This is a genomic window from Kordia sp. (genome assembly GCF_045105435.1).
In the GTDB taxonomy this organism is placed as follows: domain Bacteria; phylum Bacteroidota; class Bacteroidia; order Flavobacteriales; family Flavobacteriaceae; genus Kordia.
The window spans coordinates 1-14,764 of record NZ_JBGCDL010000224.1; the positions used below are offsets into that span (position 1 = coordinate 1).

The 14,764-nt window shown below is 33.5% G+C and carries 16 protein-coding genes; 4 read left to right on the forward strand and 12 right to left on the reverse strand.

Annotated features, from left to right (window positions below; genetic code table 11):
• Positions 1 to 81 precede the first annotated feature (81 nt).
• The 4 genes from AB8B65_RS11590 to AB8B65_RS11605 all read right to left on the reverse strand — a co-directional run bounded on the left by AB8B65_RS11590 (position 82) and on the right by AB8B65_RS11605 (position 2,602).
• Positions 82 to 1,740, reverse strand: coding sequence for a hypothetical protein (locus tag AB8B65_RS11590; protein ID WP_405301178.1), 1,659 nt, complete (start codon positions 1,738 to 1,740; stop codon positions 82 to 84).
• Positions 1,724 to 2,068, reverse strand: coding sequence for a hypothetical protein (locus AB8B65_RS11595; protein ID WP_405301180.1), 345 nt, complete (start codon positions 2,066 to 2,068; stop codon positions 1,724 to 1,726). Before AB8B65_RS11595 ends, AB8B65_RS11590 begins: the two co-directional genes overlap by 17 nt.
• 73 nt (positions 2,069 to 2,141) lie before the next feature.
• Positions 2,142 to 2,309 carry a hypothetical protein gene (locus tag AB8B65_RS11600; protein ID WP_405301182.1) on the reverse strand — a complete coding sequence of 56 codons (168 nt, stop codon included), beginning with the start codon at positions 2,307 to 2,309 and terminating at the stop codon, positions 2,142 to 2,144.
• Between the two features lie 95 nt (positions 2,310 to 2,404).
• Positions 2,405 to 2,602: a hypothetical protein gene (locus tag AB8B65_RS11605; RefSeq protein WP_405301183.1), complete on the reverse strand. Its 198-nt coding sequence runs from the start codon at positions 2,600 to 2,602 to the stop codon at positions 2,405 to 2,407.
• Between the two features lie 250 nt (positions 2,603 to 2,852).
• On the opposite strand from AB8B65_RS11605, the gene AB8B65_RS11610 reads away from it, so the two are divergent.
• Positions 2,853 to 3,269 carry a hypothetical protein gene (locus AB8B65_RS11610; RefSeq protein ID WP_405301184.1) on the forward strand — a complete coding sequence of 139 codons (417 nt, stop codon included), beginning with the start codon at positions 2,853 to 2,855 and terminating at the stop codon, positions 3,267 to 3,269.
• 1 nt (position 3,270) lies between these two features.
• Here the strand turns inward: AB8B65_RS11610 and AB8B65_RS11615 are convergent, their stop codons facing one another.
• The 3 genes from AB8B65_RS11615 to AB8B65_RS11625 form a co-directional block, all read right to left on the reverse strand.
• Positions 3,271 to 3,471, reverse strand: coding sequence for a hypothetical protein (locus tag AB8B65_RS11615; protein WP_405301185.1), 201 nt, complete (start codon positions 3,469 to 3,471; stop codon positions 3,271 to 3,273).
• 215 nt (positions 3,472 to 3,686) lie between these two features.
• The gene (locus tag AB8B65_RS11620) at positions 3,687 to 4,973 is read right to left on the reverse strand and encodes a tyrosine-type recombinase/integrase (RefSeq protein ID WP_405301186.1); all 1,287 of its coding nucleotides are present in this window, start codon (positions 4,971 to 4,973) and stop codon (positions 3,687 to 3,689) included.
• A 346-nt stretch (positions 4,974 to 5,319) separates the two neighbouring features.
• A complete protein-coding gene (locus tag AB8B65_RS11625; RefSeq protein ID WP_405301187.1) occupies positions 5,320 to 6,531 on the reverse strand; it encodes an NAD(P)/FAD-dependent oxidoreductase in 1,212 nt (403 codons plus the stop codon).
• Between the two features lie 145 nt (positions 6,532 to 6,676).
• Here AB8B65_RS11625 and AB8B65_RS11630 point away from each other — a divergent pair, with 145 nt between their 5' ends.
• The 3 genes from AB8B65_RS11630 (at position 6,677) to rluF (ending at position 9,033) form a co-directional block, all read left to right on the forward strand.
• Positions 6,677 to 7,534 carry a hypothetical protein gene (locus AB8B65_RS11630; protein WP_405301188.1) on the forward strand — a complete coding sequence of 286 codons (858 nt, stop codon included), beginning with the start codon at positions 6,677 to 6,679 and terminating at the stop codon, positions 7,532 to 7,534.
• Between the two features lie 66 nt (positions 7,535 to 7,600).
• Positions 7,601 to 8,236: a glycoside hydrolase family 25 protein gene (locus AB8B65_RS11635; protein ID WP_405301189.1), complete on the forward strand. Its 636-nt coding sequence runs from the start codon at positions 7,601 to 7,603 to the stop codon at positions 8,234 to 8,236.
• A 56-nt stretch (positions 8,237 to 8,292) separates the two neighbouring features.
• The gene (gene rluF / locus AB8B65_RS11640; protein ID WP_405301190.1) at positions 8,293 to 9,033 is read left to right on the forward strand and encodes a 23S rRNA pseudouridine(2604) synthase RluF; all 741 of its coding nucleotides are present in this window, start codon (positions 8,293 to 8,295) and stop codon (positions 9,031 to 9,033) included.
• A 2-nt stretch (positions 9,034 to 9,035) separates the two neighbouring features.
• Here the strand turns inward: rluF and AB8B65_RS11645 are convergent, their stop codons facing one another.
• From AB8B65_RS11645 to AB8B65_RS11665, 5 genes are all read right to left on the reverse strand, one after another.
• Complete coding sequence (locus AB8B65_RS11645; protein WP_405301191.1) at positions 9,036 to 10,043, reverse strand: hypothetical protein; 1,008 nt, start codon at positions 10,041 to 10,043, stop codon at positions 9,036 to 9,038.
• Positions 10,044 to 10,066: 23 nt separating this feature from the next.
• Positions 10,067 to 10,789: a LytR/AlgR family response regulator transcription factor gene (locus AB8B65_RS11650; protein WP_405301192.1), complete on the reverse strand. Its 723-nt coding sequence runs from the start codon at positions 10,787 to 10,789 to the stop codon at positions 10,067 to 10,069.
• A gap of 1 nt (position 10,790) precedes the next feature.
• Complete coding sequence (locus AB8B65_RS11655) at positions 10,791 to 11,852, reverse strand: sensor histidine kinase (protein WP_405301193.1); 1,062 nt, start codon at positions 11,850 to 11,852, stop codon at positions 10,791 to 10,793.
• A 79-nt stretch (positions 11,853 to 11,931) separates the two neighbouring features.
• On the reverse strand, positions 11,932 to 13,326 hold the full coding sequence (locus tag AB8B65_RS11660; RefSeq protein WP_405301194.1) for an alpha/beta hydrolase family protein: 1,395 nt from the start codon (positions 13,324 to 13,326) through the stop codon (positions 11,932 to 11,934).
• Between the two features lie 276 nt (positions 13,327 to 13,602).
• Positions 13,603 to 14,538: a hypothetical protein gene (locus AB8B65_RS11665; protein WP_405301195.1), complete on the reverse strand. Its 936-nt coding sequence runs from the start codon at positions 14,536 to 14,538 to the stop codon at positions 13,603 to 13,605.
• Between the last annotated feature and the right edge of the window lie 226 nt (positions 14,539 to 14,764).

Below are 14,764 nucleotides of genomic sequence, written 5' to 3' on the forward strand. Positions count from 1 at the left end.
CTATGCGACATTAAGAATACCATACGAAGCCGCGAGCAGTTTCCGCAGGCGCTTCTTGTTTTGGAGGTACATTTACATGTATTACTTCTTTTCATATAAGTCAAATTCTTTATGCGTGAGTGTGTTTAATATTCTTGGTACTTCCGATACAAAATAATTCGGAATGCCTTTGTTTTGTTCTATATAATGATATACTTGCGGTAGTGTGAATTCTCCTTTTATATATTGTTTCACTTTATCGCGTACTTTTTCTTCCGTTGTTAGTATTCGTCGACGCGCTCCTGCTTTGGTTGCTCTTTGTTGCTTTCTCGTTGTACGCATGTCTTTATACTTTTGATATTGTTTGAGCCATTCCACCGTATAGGCAAATCCGCCCTCACTTGGTCGTTTTCGGGTTGCATCGAAGTAGATACAAGGAAAATGTATTTGATACTGTTTTTTGCTCTTAAAAAAGCGTTTCGCACGGGTTATTCGATACACGAGATACCCAAACATGTACAGCTGCGTTTGTTTTCGTGGAATGCTTCCATTTGGATTGCGTAAGTATTCATCATCAATTTGCTCATAAGCTTTATGCCAACTACCGTAATACACATCTTTGCCTTTCCAGATTGGCGCAGCAAGTTTTAAAAACTGTTGCAATAGCAGTTCTCTAAATTCCTGTTTTGACATTGCACCATCGGTAGATTCTGTTGACAAACGACGATTCATATTCGATGCAGAAAAGCTGTAATTGTCGTAATGATGCGCCGTAAGCGACTGTAAAAGCACAGATTTGTACTGAACTTGTGAGCGCAGAAACTCTGATAACTCATTTTTCGGAAAATTTTCGCCGCCGCCTAGTTTGCCTGCGTTCTGATTGGAAGTTTTTAAGGGTTTATCCTCTTTGGTGATCTTGTAAGTGTTCTTGTTTTTGCTGATTTTTTCATCAGCAAAAGAAATTACTTCCGCTTCTTGGGAATGGTTATCAACATTCCCTACTTTTTTTATTATTTCTTTAGTAAATGTTCTTGTATCTACACTATGTAGCGTAAATTTTTGTGTTTCTAATTCGCTAACTTGTTGATTTTCAATAGAAGCTTTTGTGTTATCACGAAACACGAAAATGGCTTCATTTATAAAGTAATTAACAGGCTTTTTTCCACCTCTTGATTGATATTCTACAAAAACACCTGCTTCTCGTAATCGATAAATATGGTTTCTGATTGTATTACGGCAATACAATACTCTAGCAATACCATCTTTGGTGAAATTTGCAATTTCATAGGAATTGGTTTGTGCTTTAGGAAATGCCACTGCAACACCATCAGACAATAGTTGCAGTTGTTTTCTTAATTTGATAAGCTGCTGACTGTACAGCCACAAAATAACCTCAAAAGTAGCTTCCTGCGCTTGTTTTACAGCTTTGTACCTTTTCTTAGTAAGTAATAACATTTTTGAATTCGTAGTTTCTACTAGCGCATTGTAATCGTCTACAGAAAGCTCTTTGTTAAAAGTGTTATTGTTTTTTTGCGATTTAAAATTGGCATTCGCTGTAGCAGCTTGCGCTTTTAGATTATGTTCAGCTACAAAAGTATGTACCCTTTTATTGTAAGCTTTCACTTGTTTGTTTAATGCGCCAACTTTGGAATTGTAGGTATTAATGAAAATACGATACCGTTGCATAGTCTCGCTCTTATCTTCACTAAGGAAATAAGGACACTCAATTTGAGTGGGTCTGTAGTTACTGATTAATTGCATCTAGTTTGCATTTAGCGGTTAAAATATCATACTCTTTTCCGACGCTATACGAATTTTCAAGTGTCTCATATACAACATTGCTTAGGTGTTCAATTGTGTTATGGAATACATGCATTCTATGAATTTTTAAATACTCATTATCAGTTTTACTAACACTGATTATAAATTCTATATGATCTTCGTATTTGTTTATTAGAATATCAAAAAATGCAGGAATCATAAGTAACATTACAAATTCACAAAGTTCTTTTTCTGTAAATCCGAATGACTCGGTATGATTCATATAATATATTGCTGTTGCTTTTGGCTCTGTAAGTTCTTCTAGCATCTGTTTTGTGTTTACATGTGAATTTTCAAAGGTGTAAATACACCTTTGAAATTCACGGTTAGATGAACGATATTCATCCTCTTATGGCTCTTTCTAAATCTTTTTTGCTAACAATTTGTCCGTTAGATAATTCGTCAAATCCACTTCTTGTCATTCCGTTTGCTTGCTTTCCAAATCCTTTATAATCTCGAAGTGTGTGTTTTATACTGAGTCTGATTTTTAATCTGCGTTTTGTTGCCATAAATGGGTTTTTTAAAGAAAAGTGAGTGAGAATTGTTGACTAAATCCCCAAATAATCAATAAGAATATTTTCAACTCACTTTTCAGATTAACTAACTATTTTACTTTTTTTGATCTGAATACATTTGCTCGTAAAAATTCTTCGGCAACTGTATCAGCAATAGGTTTTGTTTTTTTTACTGTCTTTAGAGGTTGTGCTTCTGTAGTGATATTAATACCCAGTAGTTTATATAACTTTGGCATCTCCTCTTGAGGAAGTGCCTTAATTACGTTATATACTGTTACTGCGGTCATAAATTTTACTAGTGATAAACCTATTTTTAAGTTCATTTTGTTAAATAACTAGCATTTATGTAGGATAAATCTTAAATAAATTATGTTATTAAAGTTATATTGCTATATTTGTGATGTATAATTGTTAAAGAATCGGCATTTATATAAAACAAATATTTTGAACATAAAAATGAACTTATATTTACAAATATAACCATTTTGTGTTCAAAATATTGTTTGTTCAATCATTTTTTTCCTAAAATCCCTAAAAATGACTTATATACAAGCTTTAGATTATGTATTACGAAAAGGCTATACAGCCTATCAAATAAGTAAAAAATCGTCGCTACCTATCTCTACCTTAAATAGAATGTTGGAGCAAAAAACTAATCCGCAAGAAAAAAATAAGATTACACTTATTGAGTTTGTTGAAAAAGATATTGAAGATACTAAAGAGGATGATAGAGACGTTTTTCTTGACCGTTTGGAAACAGAAGCAGAAGATAATTGGGAAGATTTGAAAAAACGTGGGTCATTTAAAAAAATGATTTTAATTGAAGTTTTAAAGGTAATTATTAAGGCACAAAATATGGAAGAGAAAAGCAATACCGATCTCACAGAATTAATAAAAAATGCAGACATTGATACTATATCTAATCAACTTGTAGGCGCAAGAAAGGACATGTAATTTAAGTATTCAAATCTTGTTTAATTACTTTTTCAATAGCATCTACTGAAATATTTTTACTCTTATCTAAGTCTGATAGTAATTCTTTTATTTCTAAATCTTTCTTATTTTCTCTTTCTTCTTTTTTTACTTTGTTAATGAATGCTTCTAATAATCTTCTGATAAAAGAGGGATATTCATTCTCATTCTCACCATGATCCATTCTTTACTTGTAGGGGTTTTTATTATACAATTTCAGTTTTAAATATTGGGGAATCTTAGGGATTTCAAATTTACAATAAAGTCATTTAATTATTTTATTACGAAACAAAGATTTCAGTGAATTATTGTTCTACGTTCTTAAAAAAAAGTTAAAGGGGGATTTCCCTTGAGATTATACAACTCAAACCCCCTTAACTTATCTTACATTGGTAGTGTTTAGAATTCAATACTATACATATTTCCATAATCTTTTGGTAATGTTGCACCAATTTCACGTAGGTAGTTTTTAAGCCCTGCTTTTGAAGTGTGACGTGTGATTTGCATGAGTTTCATAAGTGCAACTTCATCTGAATTACCCTGTGATAATAAATGATTATATAGATTGCTAGCTGCGGTATGTCTAGTAGAGTATAATGTATAATCATCACTTAATCCTAACACATTTTTCACCTTTCTAAATTTTGTAGCGAAATGCTTGGTTTTATTTGCTTCTTCGATATCCCAATTAAATGGTTTTTCTTCTCTTGTAATTAGATAATCATTTGGATCGTATTTTTCTAAATTCATTTTACGAATAACATGTTCTAATTCTCCAATAATAGGCACGATTGCTAATGGTGCTGTTTTGGAGCGCACAAATAATCGTTTAGCATCTAAATCGATATCTTTAACTTTGAGCCTACATACTTCTACATTACGAAGAAAAGCATAGGACATAAATTGCATGAATACGCGCAGGTATGGATCGTGTTCATTGAGATATTCTCTGATATCAATAATTTGTTGTTTTGAAAATGGTTTGTTCTTCTTCGGTTTATTTTTAACGTTCTTTATCGTCTCTACATAATTATGTGGGATAATTTCATCATCCGCTAGTTGCGAAAATAAAATTGATAAGGTCGCCTTGTAGTTGTTTCGTGTTTTAGGAGCAACTACATCGGGCTGAACATTAGCTAACTTTTCTTTTTTAGTTTGTGTCTTTTTTAAGGTATTTAGAAATAGGCTTACATCACGCTTTTTTAAATCACTAATGTCAAGATTGTTTAATTTGTTTTGTTCGAGCCAATCCATGAACTTATTGTAATGTCCTGTAAAGGTAGACGCTGTTCTCTTTGCCCAATTTGGTTGTTTTTGAGAAAGCGCAAATTCCATTGCTTGCTTTACAGTATAGGTCTGACATTGACTTTTTATCCGTCTTGTGGTTTGCTTTTTTATAGTTTCAACTTTTGACTGCTCTAAAAGACGTTTATCTGTTACTACTGCATCTTCAAAAGGGCTATATCCTTTTTTAAGCATTTGATGCAATACTTTACGGATGGTTGATAAATAAGCTAACCTGTCTGTTTTTGTTTTTAACTTATTGGCTTCTCCGTAGATTGGTGGCTGTCTCTCTAGTTTACCTGTAGTTGGATTTCGATAAGAAAAATAGACATACCATCGCTTTGAAAGATCGTCTTTGCCTGTATAGATTTTTGGTTCAGAAAATTGTTTTAATTTTTTCAAATCGTATTCAGTTTTGTATTCATTTTTTTTAATTAACTCTAATATAGACATAAAATTGTGCTTTAAAAGAACTAAATACTAGGTAAATACTGGGTTTAGACTACTAATTCCTTGAAATCAGATTTTTATAAAATCTGCGGGTTGCAAACTCGCGCTAGCGCAATCTGTTACTTCAAAGAACAGTATCGTTCTACAATAAACAGATTACTTCACTATCGCTCGTAATGACGAATTGTAGTTTTAGCGTGTTTGTCGGCATGAATTACAAATTCGCACTAGCGATAAATCTAACATTCTAAAAGCGTTAGCAATCTAAAAGCAAAGCGCATCAAAAAATCTAAGAAGTCTATGAATCAAAGATCCTCTCCGAAATAATATAACTTCCTGTCCATGCATTTTGAAAGTTAAATCCGCCCGTAATGGCATCAATATTTAGAATTTCGCCAGCAAAGTATAGGTTTTTCTGTTTTTTACTTTCAAATGTTTTGAAGTTGACTTCTTTTAAGTCGATTCCGCCAGCCGTAACGAATTCTTCTTTGAAGGTGCTTTTGCCATTTACATTGAAAATTGCCGTTGTTAGTTGATTGGCAAGTTGTTCCGTTTGTTGTTTGTTCAAATCTGCCCAACGCGTTTGTTCTTGAATTCCTGCTGCCTGAATAATTCGTTGCCACAAACGTTTTGGCAAGTGAAATGGATTGTTTTTTTGAACCGTTTTTTTAGCCAATTCTATTTTAAAATCTTTGATATTTGCCAAACAATCTTCTTTGTCGACATCGTTTAACCAATTGACTTCTATTTGAAAATTGTAATGTTTGTCAGCTAAAATTCTCGCGCCCCAAGCGGAAAGTTTTAAAATTCCTGGTCCGCTCATTCCCCAATGTGTAATGAGTAATGGCCCGCTAGATTCTAATTTTGTACCAACCACTTTTACACTTGCTGGTGTTGCAATTCCGAGTAAATCTTTGATTCTCGGATCTTTTATATTGAACGTAAATAGTGATGGAACCGCAGGAATTATAGAATGTCCGAGCGTTTCTAGCAGTTTCCACATTTTAGGATTGCTTCCTGTGGTAAATACTACTTTTCCGGCTTGCAGCGTTCCCTGACTTGTTTCTACTTGCCAAGCATCATTTATTTTTGAAACGTTTCTTACCGCATGATTCACTCTAAAATCTACTTTGTATTTTTCTGCTTCGCTCAAAAAGCAATCAATAATCGTTTGTGATGAATTTGTTACAGGAAATATTCTGCCATCATCTTCAATTTTCAGTGCTACACCACGTTCTTCAAACCAACCCATTGTATCGCCACAACAAAACTGATGAAATGGTCCTAAGAGTTCTTTTTCACCTCTTGGATAGTAATTTACCAACTCTTTCGGGTCAAAACAAGCGTGCGTTACATTACAACGTCCGCCACCAGAAATACGAACTTTGGTTAAAAATTCTTTTCCTCTTTCAAGAATGACAACAGATTTTTCAGGGTATTTTTTAGCAATATTGATTGCTGTAAAAAATCCTGCTGCGCCGCCGCCAATTATGAGTACGTCTATTTGCATGTTTGGTGTTTTTGTAAAGAAATACTTTTTAATTTAAAATTCAACATTTAGCGTTTAAAATTTAATAAGTCATAAACTCTTCTTAATTGATTGGTAAAATTTTATGTTTTCTGTGGAAACCTTTATTTTTGAGAAAAACCACGCTATGAAACATACGCTTTTTAGATATTTCCTGTTTATTTTAATGTTTTCTAATTGTTCTGTGAATTACGGGCAACTAAATTACGCTGGAAAAATTTCGAGCGATCTTGAAGAAGTTTCTGGAATGGAAAATATTCCAAATTCAGATAGTTTTTGGATGGTGAATGATAGTGGAAATGATCCGAAAGTGTATGAAGTTAATGCTAAAGGAAAGATTTACAAGACCTTGTATATTAATGGTAAGAATAGAGATTGGGAAGATTTAACGAAAGATAAAGCAGGAAATTTGTATGTAGGCGATTTTGGAAATAACGCGAACGATCGAAAGAATCAAACAATTTATATGTTGTCTGCTTCCGATTTAGCGTCTAAGAAAAGTATTGAACCACAAAAGATTACGTTTTCATTTCCTGATCAGAAGAAATTTCCGCCTAAAAAGAAGAATAGACATTTTGATGTAGAATCTTTTTTTCATCACAATGGCAATTTGTATTTGTTCACTAAAAGTCGCACAAAAAGTGATTACGGGCGAACTAATTTGTATAAAATTCCAGCGAAAGCGGGAAAATATAAAGCGGAATTTATTAGCACATTTAATACCTGTAGCGATCTAGAATGTTGGGTAACTTCTGCCGCGATGAGTCCAAACGGAAAGAAAGTTGTGTTGTTATCTCACAACGCAGTTTGGCAGTTTACCGATTTTAAAGGTGATGATTTTTTAGGCGGAACCGTAAAGAAATACGATTTGGGTCATACTTCACAAAAGGAAAGTATTTGCTTTACAGATAATTCAACTGTGTATATTTCGGATGAAGAATCACACGGAAGTGGCCGAAATTTATACGTGTTTCTACTCGATTAAGTCTGTTTTTTTTGTGGCAGCATCATTTTTCTGTACCTTGATTTTTATTTAACCAAAACTACTGCCATGTCTACACAAATTAAAGGAATTGATATTTCAAAGTCGCAAGGGAATTTGATTGATTCTATTGATACAAATAACACTGATTTAGCATTTGTAATTTGCAAAGCTTCTGGAGGAATTACGATTCAAGATCCAGATTTTGCTCATAATTGGGAAACGATTCCTCAGAAAGGATTTATTAGAGGAACTTACCATTTTTATTATACCGACGATGCGCCGCAATCGCAAGCAGATAATTTTTTTAATGTAGTTGGAAGTGAATATCCATCAGATGCATTGCCTCCAGTTGTTGATTTTGAAAATGGAAGTATTAAAACAACCGATCATACTCAAATAATTACTGATTTACTTGATTTTCTTGATCTTATCGAACAAAAATACCAACGCACGCCAATTATTTACACGAATCATAGTACTGGAGATAGCTATTTAAATGATTCCCGATTTGCCAAATATCCACTTTGGGTTGCAAGTCCTAATGCTTCGAAGCCAGATTTACCAAGTACTTGGAGTGATTGGACAATTTGGCAATATAGCTTTACTGGAAATATTAATGGAACTGATGTTGATGAAGATTATTTTAATGGCGATTTGAACGATTTGAAGCTATTTATTCGTCAAAGTTCAATTTCGAGTTAAGTCAATAAACAAAGCATGCTTATTTTCCTTAGCTTTGCACTTTGAAAGGAAATGAAATGAGCGATATTCAACTGACAAGAATCAACAAGTTTTTAAGTGAAGCTGGCTACTGTTCGCGCAGAGCGGCTGATAAACTGATTGAGCAACGACGTGTTACGATTAATGGTGTTGTACCCGAAATGGGAACTAAGATTGCACCTGGCGATAAAGTACATGTTGATGGCGAGTTGATTACGAATCCGAAGGAGAAACAAGTGTATTTGGCGTTTAATAAACCTATCGGGATTGTCTGCACAACAGATACGAAAGTAGAGAAAGATAATATTATTGATTATATTAATTACCCAACGCGAATTTTTCCTATTGGACGTTTGGATAAACCGAGTGAAGGCTTGATTTTTTTGACAAGCGATGGTGATATTGTGAATAAAATTTTACGTGCACGCAACAATCATGAGAAAGAATATGAAGTGACCGTAAATCATCCTATTACGGCTGATTTTATTCAAAAAATGGGCGATGGAATTCCAATTTTAGGCACATTAACGCGTCAATGTAAAGTGGAACAACTTTCAAAATATACGTTTACAATTGTTTTGACTCAAGGTTTAAATCGTCAAATTCGTAGAATGTGCGAGTATTTAGATTATAGAGTTGTAAAGCTGAAACGTACGCGTATTATGCACATTCCGTTGGATGTTCCTGTGGGAGAATGGCGTGATTTGACTGAAGAAGAATTGCAAGGAATTTACGACTCCACAAATCATTCTTCTAAAACGCATCTTGATAAAACTTAATATTAATGTAGTTTATATTCAAAATCAGGAATTTCCTTTATCACATAATCTATTGAAATTTCGTTTTTAGTTTTTTCAACATCAACTAAATTCAATATTCTTTTTGGTATTGTTAAACTACTTAGATCTACATGTATCCATTCATCTCCATATACTTGAATCGCAGTTAACATTACTAATCTGTCATATTCTTCATTACCTATTTCTTTAAATTGTAATTGCTTGCATAACTCAATTCGGTTACTTTGTTTTATTTCGTTTGAATGCTTTCGGATGAATTGATTATCAAATTCTAATACCGTTTTTAGGGTTTTATATCTTAATTCTTCTTTGTTATTGAATATTAGTTCAGTGTTTGCATTCAACAGAGCTAAATCTAGCTTTATCGTTTGCGGAATCATGATGATATCTTCTTTTAGTTGCGTAACTAAATTTAGCATTATTGGCACTTGTTGTTCCTTTACTAAACCAAACTGCATGGTTTCACTTATTAATATATCTATTTCATCTTTTTCATCGATCTTGTATTTTGAAGCATCTTCAAATACAATTTTCTCAATGTATGCTCCAATTTCCAGTTTTTCTATCAATCGCTTTAAATGTGCACCAGTATCTTTATTAACTTCTAATAAAGTGAGTTGTAGCTCATCACTGCTGTATTTTGTTAGTAACGGCAAAATTAGCATCGCAAAAGGACCTGTACCAGCATACATAATTCTTATGACAGATGATTTTTGTTTTTTAATGTCATTTACGGCTTTTAAAACGCCTCTAATAAACTGTCGTGTTCGTATGATATCTACTACACACAACGCAGCATCTTTTGTATTTAAAGCTATTCCATTTTTAAATTGAATGTTCGCTTCTTTTTTTGATTCGTTTAATTCTAATTTTGTTAACTGTGTCAAAAAATGCATAAATTCTTGTAACTTATCTCTTAACGCTTGATAGTTAATTTCGTTTGATTCTATTTCTTCAGTTACTTTTTCTATAAATTCTTTGTATTTCATTTTTTTGCACTTTTCTCTTAGAACTAAAACCCTAATACATCTTTAAATTTATACGATTGCCTGCGTGAGACTTCTATTTCTTGATTGGAATTTTTAATATTAATTTTAAGTTTCCCGTTAAACCAAGGCGTTACTTTGTCTACATGATTTAGATTGATGATTTGCTGACGATTTGCTCTGAAAAAAGTTTCTTCAGGTAGTTTTGCTTCTATTTGATTGAGCGATTTGTAGATTAACGGTTTGTGTTCTTCAAAGTAGACACGCGTATAGTTTCCGACAATTTCAAATACGGCAATTTCTGAGATTCGAATGAGCCAGCAGTCTTCGCCATCTTTGATGAATATTTGACGATGCAACTCAAATGGTTTTTCTTCGGTTGCTTCTTTTTCAATGGTTTGGATTACTTTTTCGATTGTTTTGGAAAATCGGACTTGATTGATCGGTTTCAGCAAATAATCAAACGCATTGTATTCAAAGGATTTTATGGCATATTCGTCATACGCAGTTGTGAAAATCGTTAACGGAACATTGTCTAGCATTTCTAACAATTCAAAACCATTTTTTTCAGGCATATTAATGTCTAAAAACAATACTTGTGGTTGTGTCGAATTGATGAGTTTAAAAGCTTCATCGACATTTTCCGCCTCAGCGATCAATGCTATTCGTGGATGTTTTTTTAAGAGTTCTTTGAGTTCATTCCGCGCTAAGCGAGAGTCTTCAACTATGATTGCCGTGATATTTTCCATCTTATTTTACAGGTATTTTTATAATGGCATGCACTTCATTTTCCACTTCGTTTAGTGTAAATGTAGCTTTTTCTCCGTACAATAATTCCAAACGCTTTCTTATATTTTCAACGCCAATACGTGTAGAATCGGTTTTTGTTTTTAAGGTTCCTGTGTTGTTGACTTGCAAGATAATTTCTTTGTTATTATCCGTGACAATTAACTTTATTTTTCCGCCGTTTTTTTGTTCTGCTATTCCGTGTTTGATTCCATTTTCGACCAACATTTGTAAAATCATTGGCGGAATTTTTACTTCCAACAATTCTTCATTAATTTGTTGTTCGTATTGCAAACGATCTTCCAATTGTATTTTTGAAAGTGCTACATAGTTTGCTACTGTTTCCACTTCTTGTCCAATTTGAATGGCATCTACTTTGTTCATGTTGAGTGAATACCGCAGCATTTCCGAAAGTCGTGTGAGCATGTCTCTAGATTTATCTACATCTTCTAACATAAGTCCGCGAATATTGTTGAGACTGTTGAACATGAAGTGCGGATTGAGCTGTCCTTTTAGGGTATTTAATTGCGATTCTTTCAGCGAAGCTTCTAAACGCAAACGATCCATTTTATTTCGTTGCATACGCATGATGGATTTAATTGATACGTATAGTATGATCCAAAAGAAGACATAAATACTTACATTAACGGAATTAAGAAAGATGATGTTTCTGTTAAGAACTAATTCTGTTCCGTGAAAGGAAGTGAAGAGTAATTTACTTATTCCAAGAAGTAATACAACAAATACAAACGTTACTACGATGTATAAAGCGATTACTTTTAGATAGTTTTTTAGTGTTTGATTTTCAACAAAGTTAAATCGTTTTAAATAGAGTCGTATCCAAGCGGTAAGTCCAACTCCAAGAATCACGAATACCAAGCCTTCAAAAAGAATATAGGAGCGTTTTACTTGCCCTCCAGAGCTTAAATAGATTTGTCCTAAAATATTTATGCTGATTAATAATCCCCAACCTAAAAATTGTAAAATCCAAAAAATATATGTGTTCTCTTTTTTAGAGGCTTCCATCTTTTATAAATATATGTCAAATGTAAAGAAAATGCACTTTCTCAAGTTTGAAAAAGTGCATTTTTGATTGATTGATGATTTAGAATCTTTCGTTAATCCAGTCTGAAACAAAGTTTAACGCAACAGGAGCAAATGTTTCTTCAATTTCTGAATATTCACTTAACGCTCCTGTTTTTGAGGTTTGAAATAGGTGGTTTAGGTCCTTAAATTCTTTGATGGTTACATCTTTGTTATGTTGTAAGCCTTTTTTAATTCCGTCTAAGTTCAATTTTGGCAATACTTGAAAGTCTTTTTCTCCGTTGATTGCCAATACTGGACAGTTTACTTTTTGTAGTGATGTTTGCGGATCGTATCCTAAGAATGCTTGCATCCATGGAGATGTAATCATTTCTATTTGTCGGTCAATTGCGCTATCTGTCAGTTCTTCTTTTGCTTTTGGTGAAGTCATTCTTGTTTTTACACTTTCAAGCAATTCTTTCATTTGCTTTTTTGACGCTTCTCCTTTGAAGTCTGCACTGATATCAAAAATTTTTGCTGATACTTCTTGAGAAATAGCAATATCACTTGCTGGAAAACCCTCTAATTCCGCAGCACGTTTCCCTTGTGTCAGTAGTACTTCTTTTCCGTCTACACCAGGACCTGCAAGCAATACACAGAAAGCTACTTTGTTGTTTCTTGCAGCAACAATTGGTGCTATTAATCCGCCTTCACTATGCCCAACCAAACCAATTTTATTTGGATTTACAACATCGCTACGGGTTTGTAAATATGCCATGGCTGCTTCTACATCGCTAGCAAAGTCAAATGAAGTTGCTGACTGGAAATCGCCTTCTGATTTTGCAGTTCCTCTATCGTCATAACGCAATACTGCAATTCCTTGTCTTGTTAAGTGATCTGCTAATACTAAAAATGGTTTGTGTCCTAGTAATTCTTCGTTACGATTTTGTGGTCCTGAACCTGTAATTAGTATTGCTACAGGCGGGTTTTTTACACCTTTTGGTAAGGTTAGTGTTCCTGCAAATTTGATGTTTCCTGCGTTTTTATTTTCAAAAATAACTTCTTCAGAAGCATACGGATACGGTTTTTTAGGCTCTTGCGGCTTAAGTTTTTTAGCTTCTTTTTCTCCTTTTTCTAAATTTAATGGAAATGATTGTCCCGCTTGATGAAATGTACCTTTGAAAGTACCATCTTCATACGTTGCTTCGTATTCCATAGCAATGCCATCGTATACAATGGTGAGTTTGCTATTTGTGAACGTAGTTTTGTCGGTAGGCATATCGAAAGCATTTTGCTTTGGACTGTCTAATGTTGTTGTGAACCCATTATCACTTTGAGAAATGTTGAATACAATAGGAAGTTCCATTCCTTGTACTTTTAGCGCACCTTTCCAAGTTCCTGAGATATCTTGTGCCGATGCAACGATGGCGGCCAAGAAAAAGGCGAGCCTCAATATGAGTTTGAATACTAATTGCATGTCTGTCGTTTTTTGATTACGATGTAAAAGTATAACAGTTTGTAGTTTTGACAATCGAAATTATGACGAACGGGAAATAGCATATGGCGAACGGTTTTTTGGGTTTTGGGTTTTGGGTCGCTTTGCTTTTAGCTGTTAGTTGTTTGAAAGCTTCGCTTTAGGGTAAATTGGTTATACAGGTTTTTATATCAAAATGTACTTCATTTTATCAATTTGTTTATTTGGGCGTTCTTAAAAAACTTCCTAAAACCTAAAACCCAAATACCTATGACCTAATTACTTCCAAATATCTTCATATAGTACCGAATAGTTTTCCACTTCTATAACTTCGATACCAACTGATTTTAAGAAGAATTTCTTTCCTACCATTTTTGGGTTTTTGTCTTCTGCTTTCATTATATACCAAGCTTTGTGACTGTATTTTGGAAAGCGCTTGAAGAATTTTGCACGTTGAATTAATAACCATCTGAAAAAGACTTCTGTTTCATCTAAGCTTAATCCAAAAATACATAGTGATTTGTTGAAGATGATATCAATCCACGTATTGTTTTGTACCCACGGATTTGTTTTATTGTTTGGAATATATCCGTAGTTATTATTGATCATTTTGCGCGCACGTTCTACATTTCCCATGTATTCCGACAAGCCAAGTTTGATGCTTCTGTGGTATTTTACCATTCCGTTCATGTACCAAACGCCAAACCCGTCTAATGGCGAATTGAGTTCATTATTTGCATAATATGTTGCCCAAGGATAGTGATCTGTGAAACTTGTGTTTGGAATTCGATGCGGAGCAAGTTTCATAGATTTCGGAATGAGATCGTCAAAATTAGTAGTCAAAATGGGCGCATTGAATGATTTTATATTGTCTAATATTAAATTTTGCGCATCATCTGGTTGCCAATCTAACATTTTTGCTTTTACATCTTTTTGTAATTGTGTGGAAAAACCAGATTGTGTTACATTTTGCAAACCCAACGCATCGTAGAATTCTATGAATGAGATGCCTTCTGGAATTTCATCCATGGGTTCATCAGCGTGTGTTTTCCATAAATTGAGCAGTAAATTATACCACGAAACATTGTCTTTTTGGTAGTGTAAATTGATTCCGTTTCCTAAAATAAAACCTAAATCATTTTTATGATTGAAAAGTAATTCCTTGATTTCTGCTGCGGTTTTGACCATGATTGTACGTTGCGAATTTAGTTTCATGTGAAGATAGCTGTTTTGCAGTGCCTTTCAAAATTGGTGTTTGTATTGAATTCATCCCAAAAAAAATAATTTTAGATGCTAATAAAAGAAAAGCCCTAAAGTGAAAGACTTTAGGGCTAAAATAGAAAAGTGTTATTTTTTTAAAAAATTGCCACGTACTCGAATCGTATTAATTTTCAATAATAATAAATTCACTTCGCCTATTGAGTTGATGTTCGTATTCGGA

Bases quoted from the DNA above. Each gene is read 5' to 3' on its own strand.
- AB8B65_RS11590 (WP_405301178.1), bottom strand. From the start codon at position 1,740: ATGCAATTAATCAGTAACTACAGACCCACTCAAATTGAGTGTCCTTAT.
- AB8B65_RS11595 (WP_405301180.1), bottom strand. From the start codon at position 2,068: ATGCTAGAAGAACTTACAGAGCCAAAAGCAACAGCAATATATTATATG.
- AB8B65_RS11600 (WP_405301182.1), bottom strand. From the start codon at position 2,309: ATGGCAACAAAACGCAGATTAAAAATCAGACTCAGTATAAAACACACA.
- AB8B65_RS11605 (WP_405301183.1), bottom strand. From the start codon at position 2,602: ATGACCGCAGTAACAGTATATAACGTAATTAAGGCACTTCCTCAAGAG.
- AB8B65_RS11610 (WP_405301184.1), top strand. From the start codon at position 2,853: ATGACTTATATACAAGCTTTAGATTATGTATTACGAAAAGGCTATACA.
- AB8B65_RS11615 (WP_405301185.1), bottom strand. From the start codon at position 3,471: ATGGATCATGGTGAGAATGAGAATGAATATCCCTCTTTTATCAGAAGA.
- AB8B65_RS11625 (WP_405301187.1), bottom strand. From the start codon at position 6,531: ATGCAAATAGACGTACTCATAATTGGCGGCGGCGCAGCAGGATTTTTT.
- AB8B65_RS11630 (WP_405301188.1), top strand. From the start codon at position 6,677: ATGAAACATACGCTTTTTAGATATTTCCTGTTTATTTTAATGTTTTCT.
- AB8B65_RS11635 (WP_405301189.1), top strand. From the start codon at position 7,601: ATGTCTACACAAATTAAAGGAATTGATATTTCAAAGTCGCAAGGGAAT.
- rluF (WP_405301190.1), top strand. From the start codon at position 8,293: ATGAGCGATATTCAACTGACAAGAATCAACAAGTTTTTAAGTGAAGCT.
- AB8B65_RS11645 (WP_405301191.1), bottom strand. From the start codon at position 10,043: ATGAAATACAAAGAATTTATAGAAAAAGTAACTGAAGAAATAGAATCA.
- AB8B65_RS11650 (WP_405301192.1), bottom strand. From the start codon at position 10,789: ATGGAAAATATCACGGCAATCATAGTTGAAGACTCTCGCTTAGCGCGG.
- AB8B65_RS11655 (WP_405301193.1), bottom strand. From the start codon at position 11,852: ATGGAAGCCTCTAAAAAAGAGAACACATATATTTTTTGGATTTTACAA.
- AB8B65_RS11660 (WP_405301194.1), bottom strand. From the start codon at position 13,326: ATGCAATTAGTATTCAAACTCATATTGAGGCTCGCCTTTTTCTTGGCC.
- AB8B65_RS11665 (WP_405301195.1), bottom strand. From the start codon at position 14,538: ATGAAACTAAATTCGCAACGTACAATCATGGTCAAAACCGCAGCAGAA.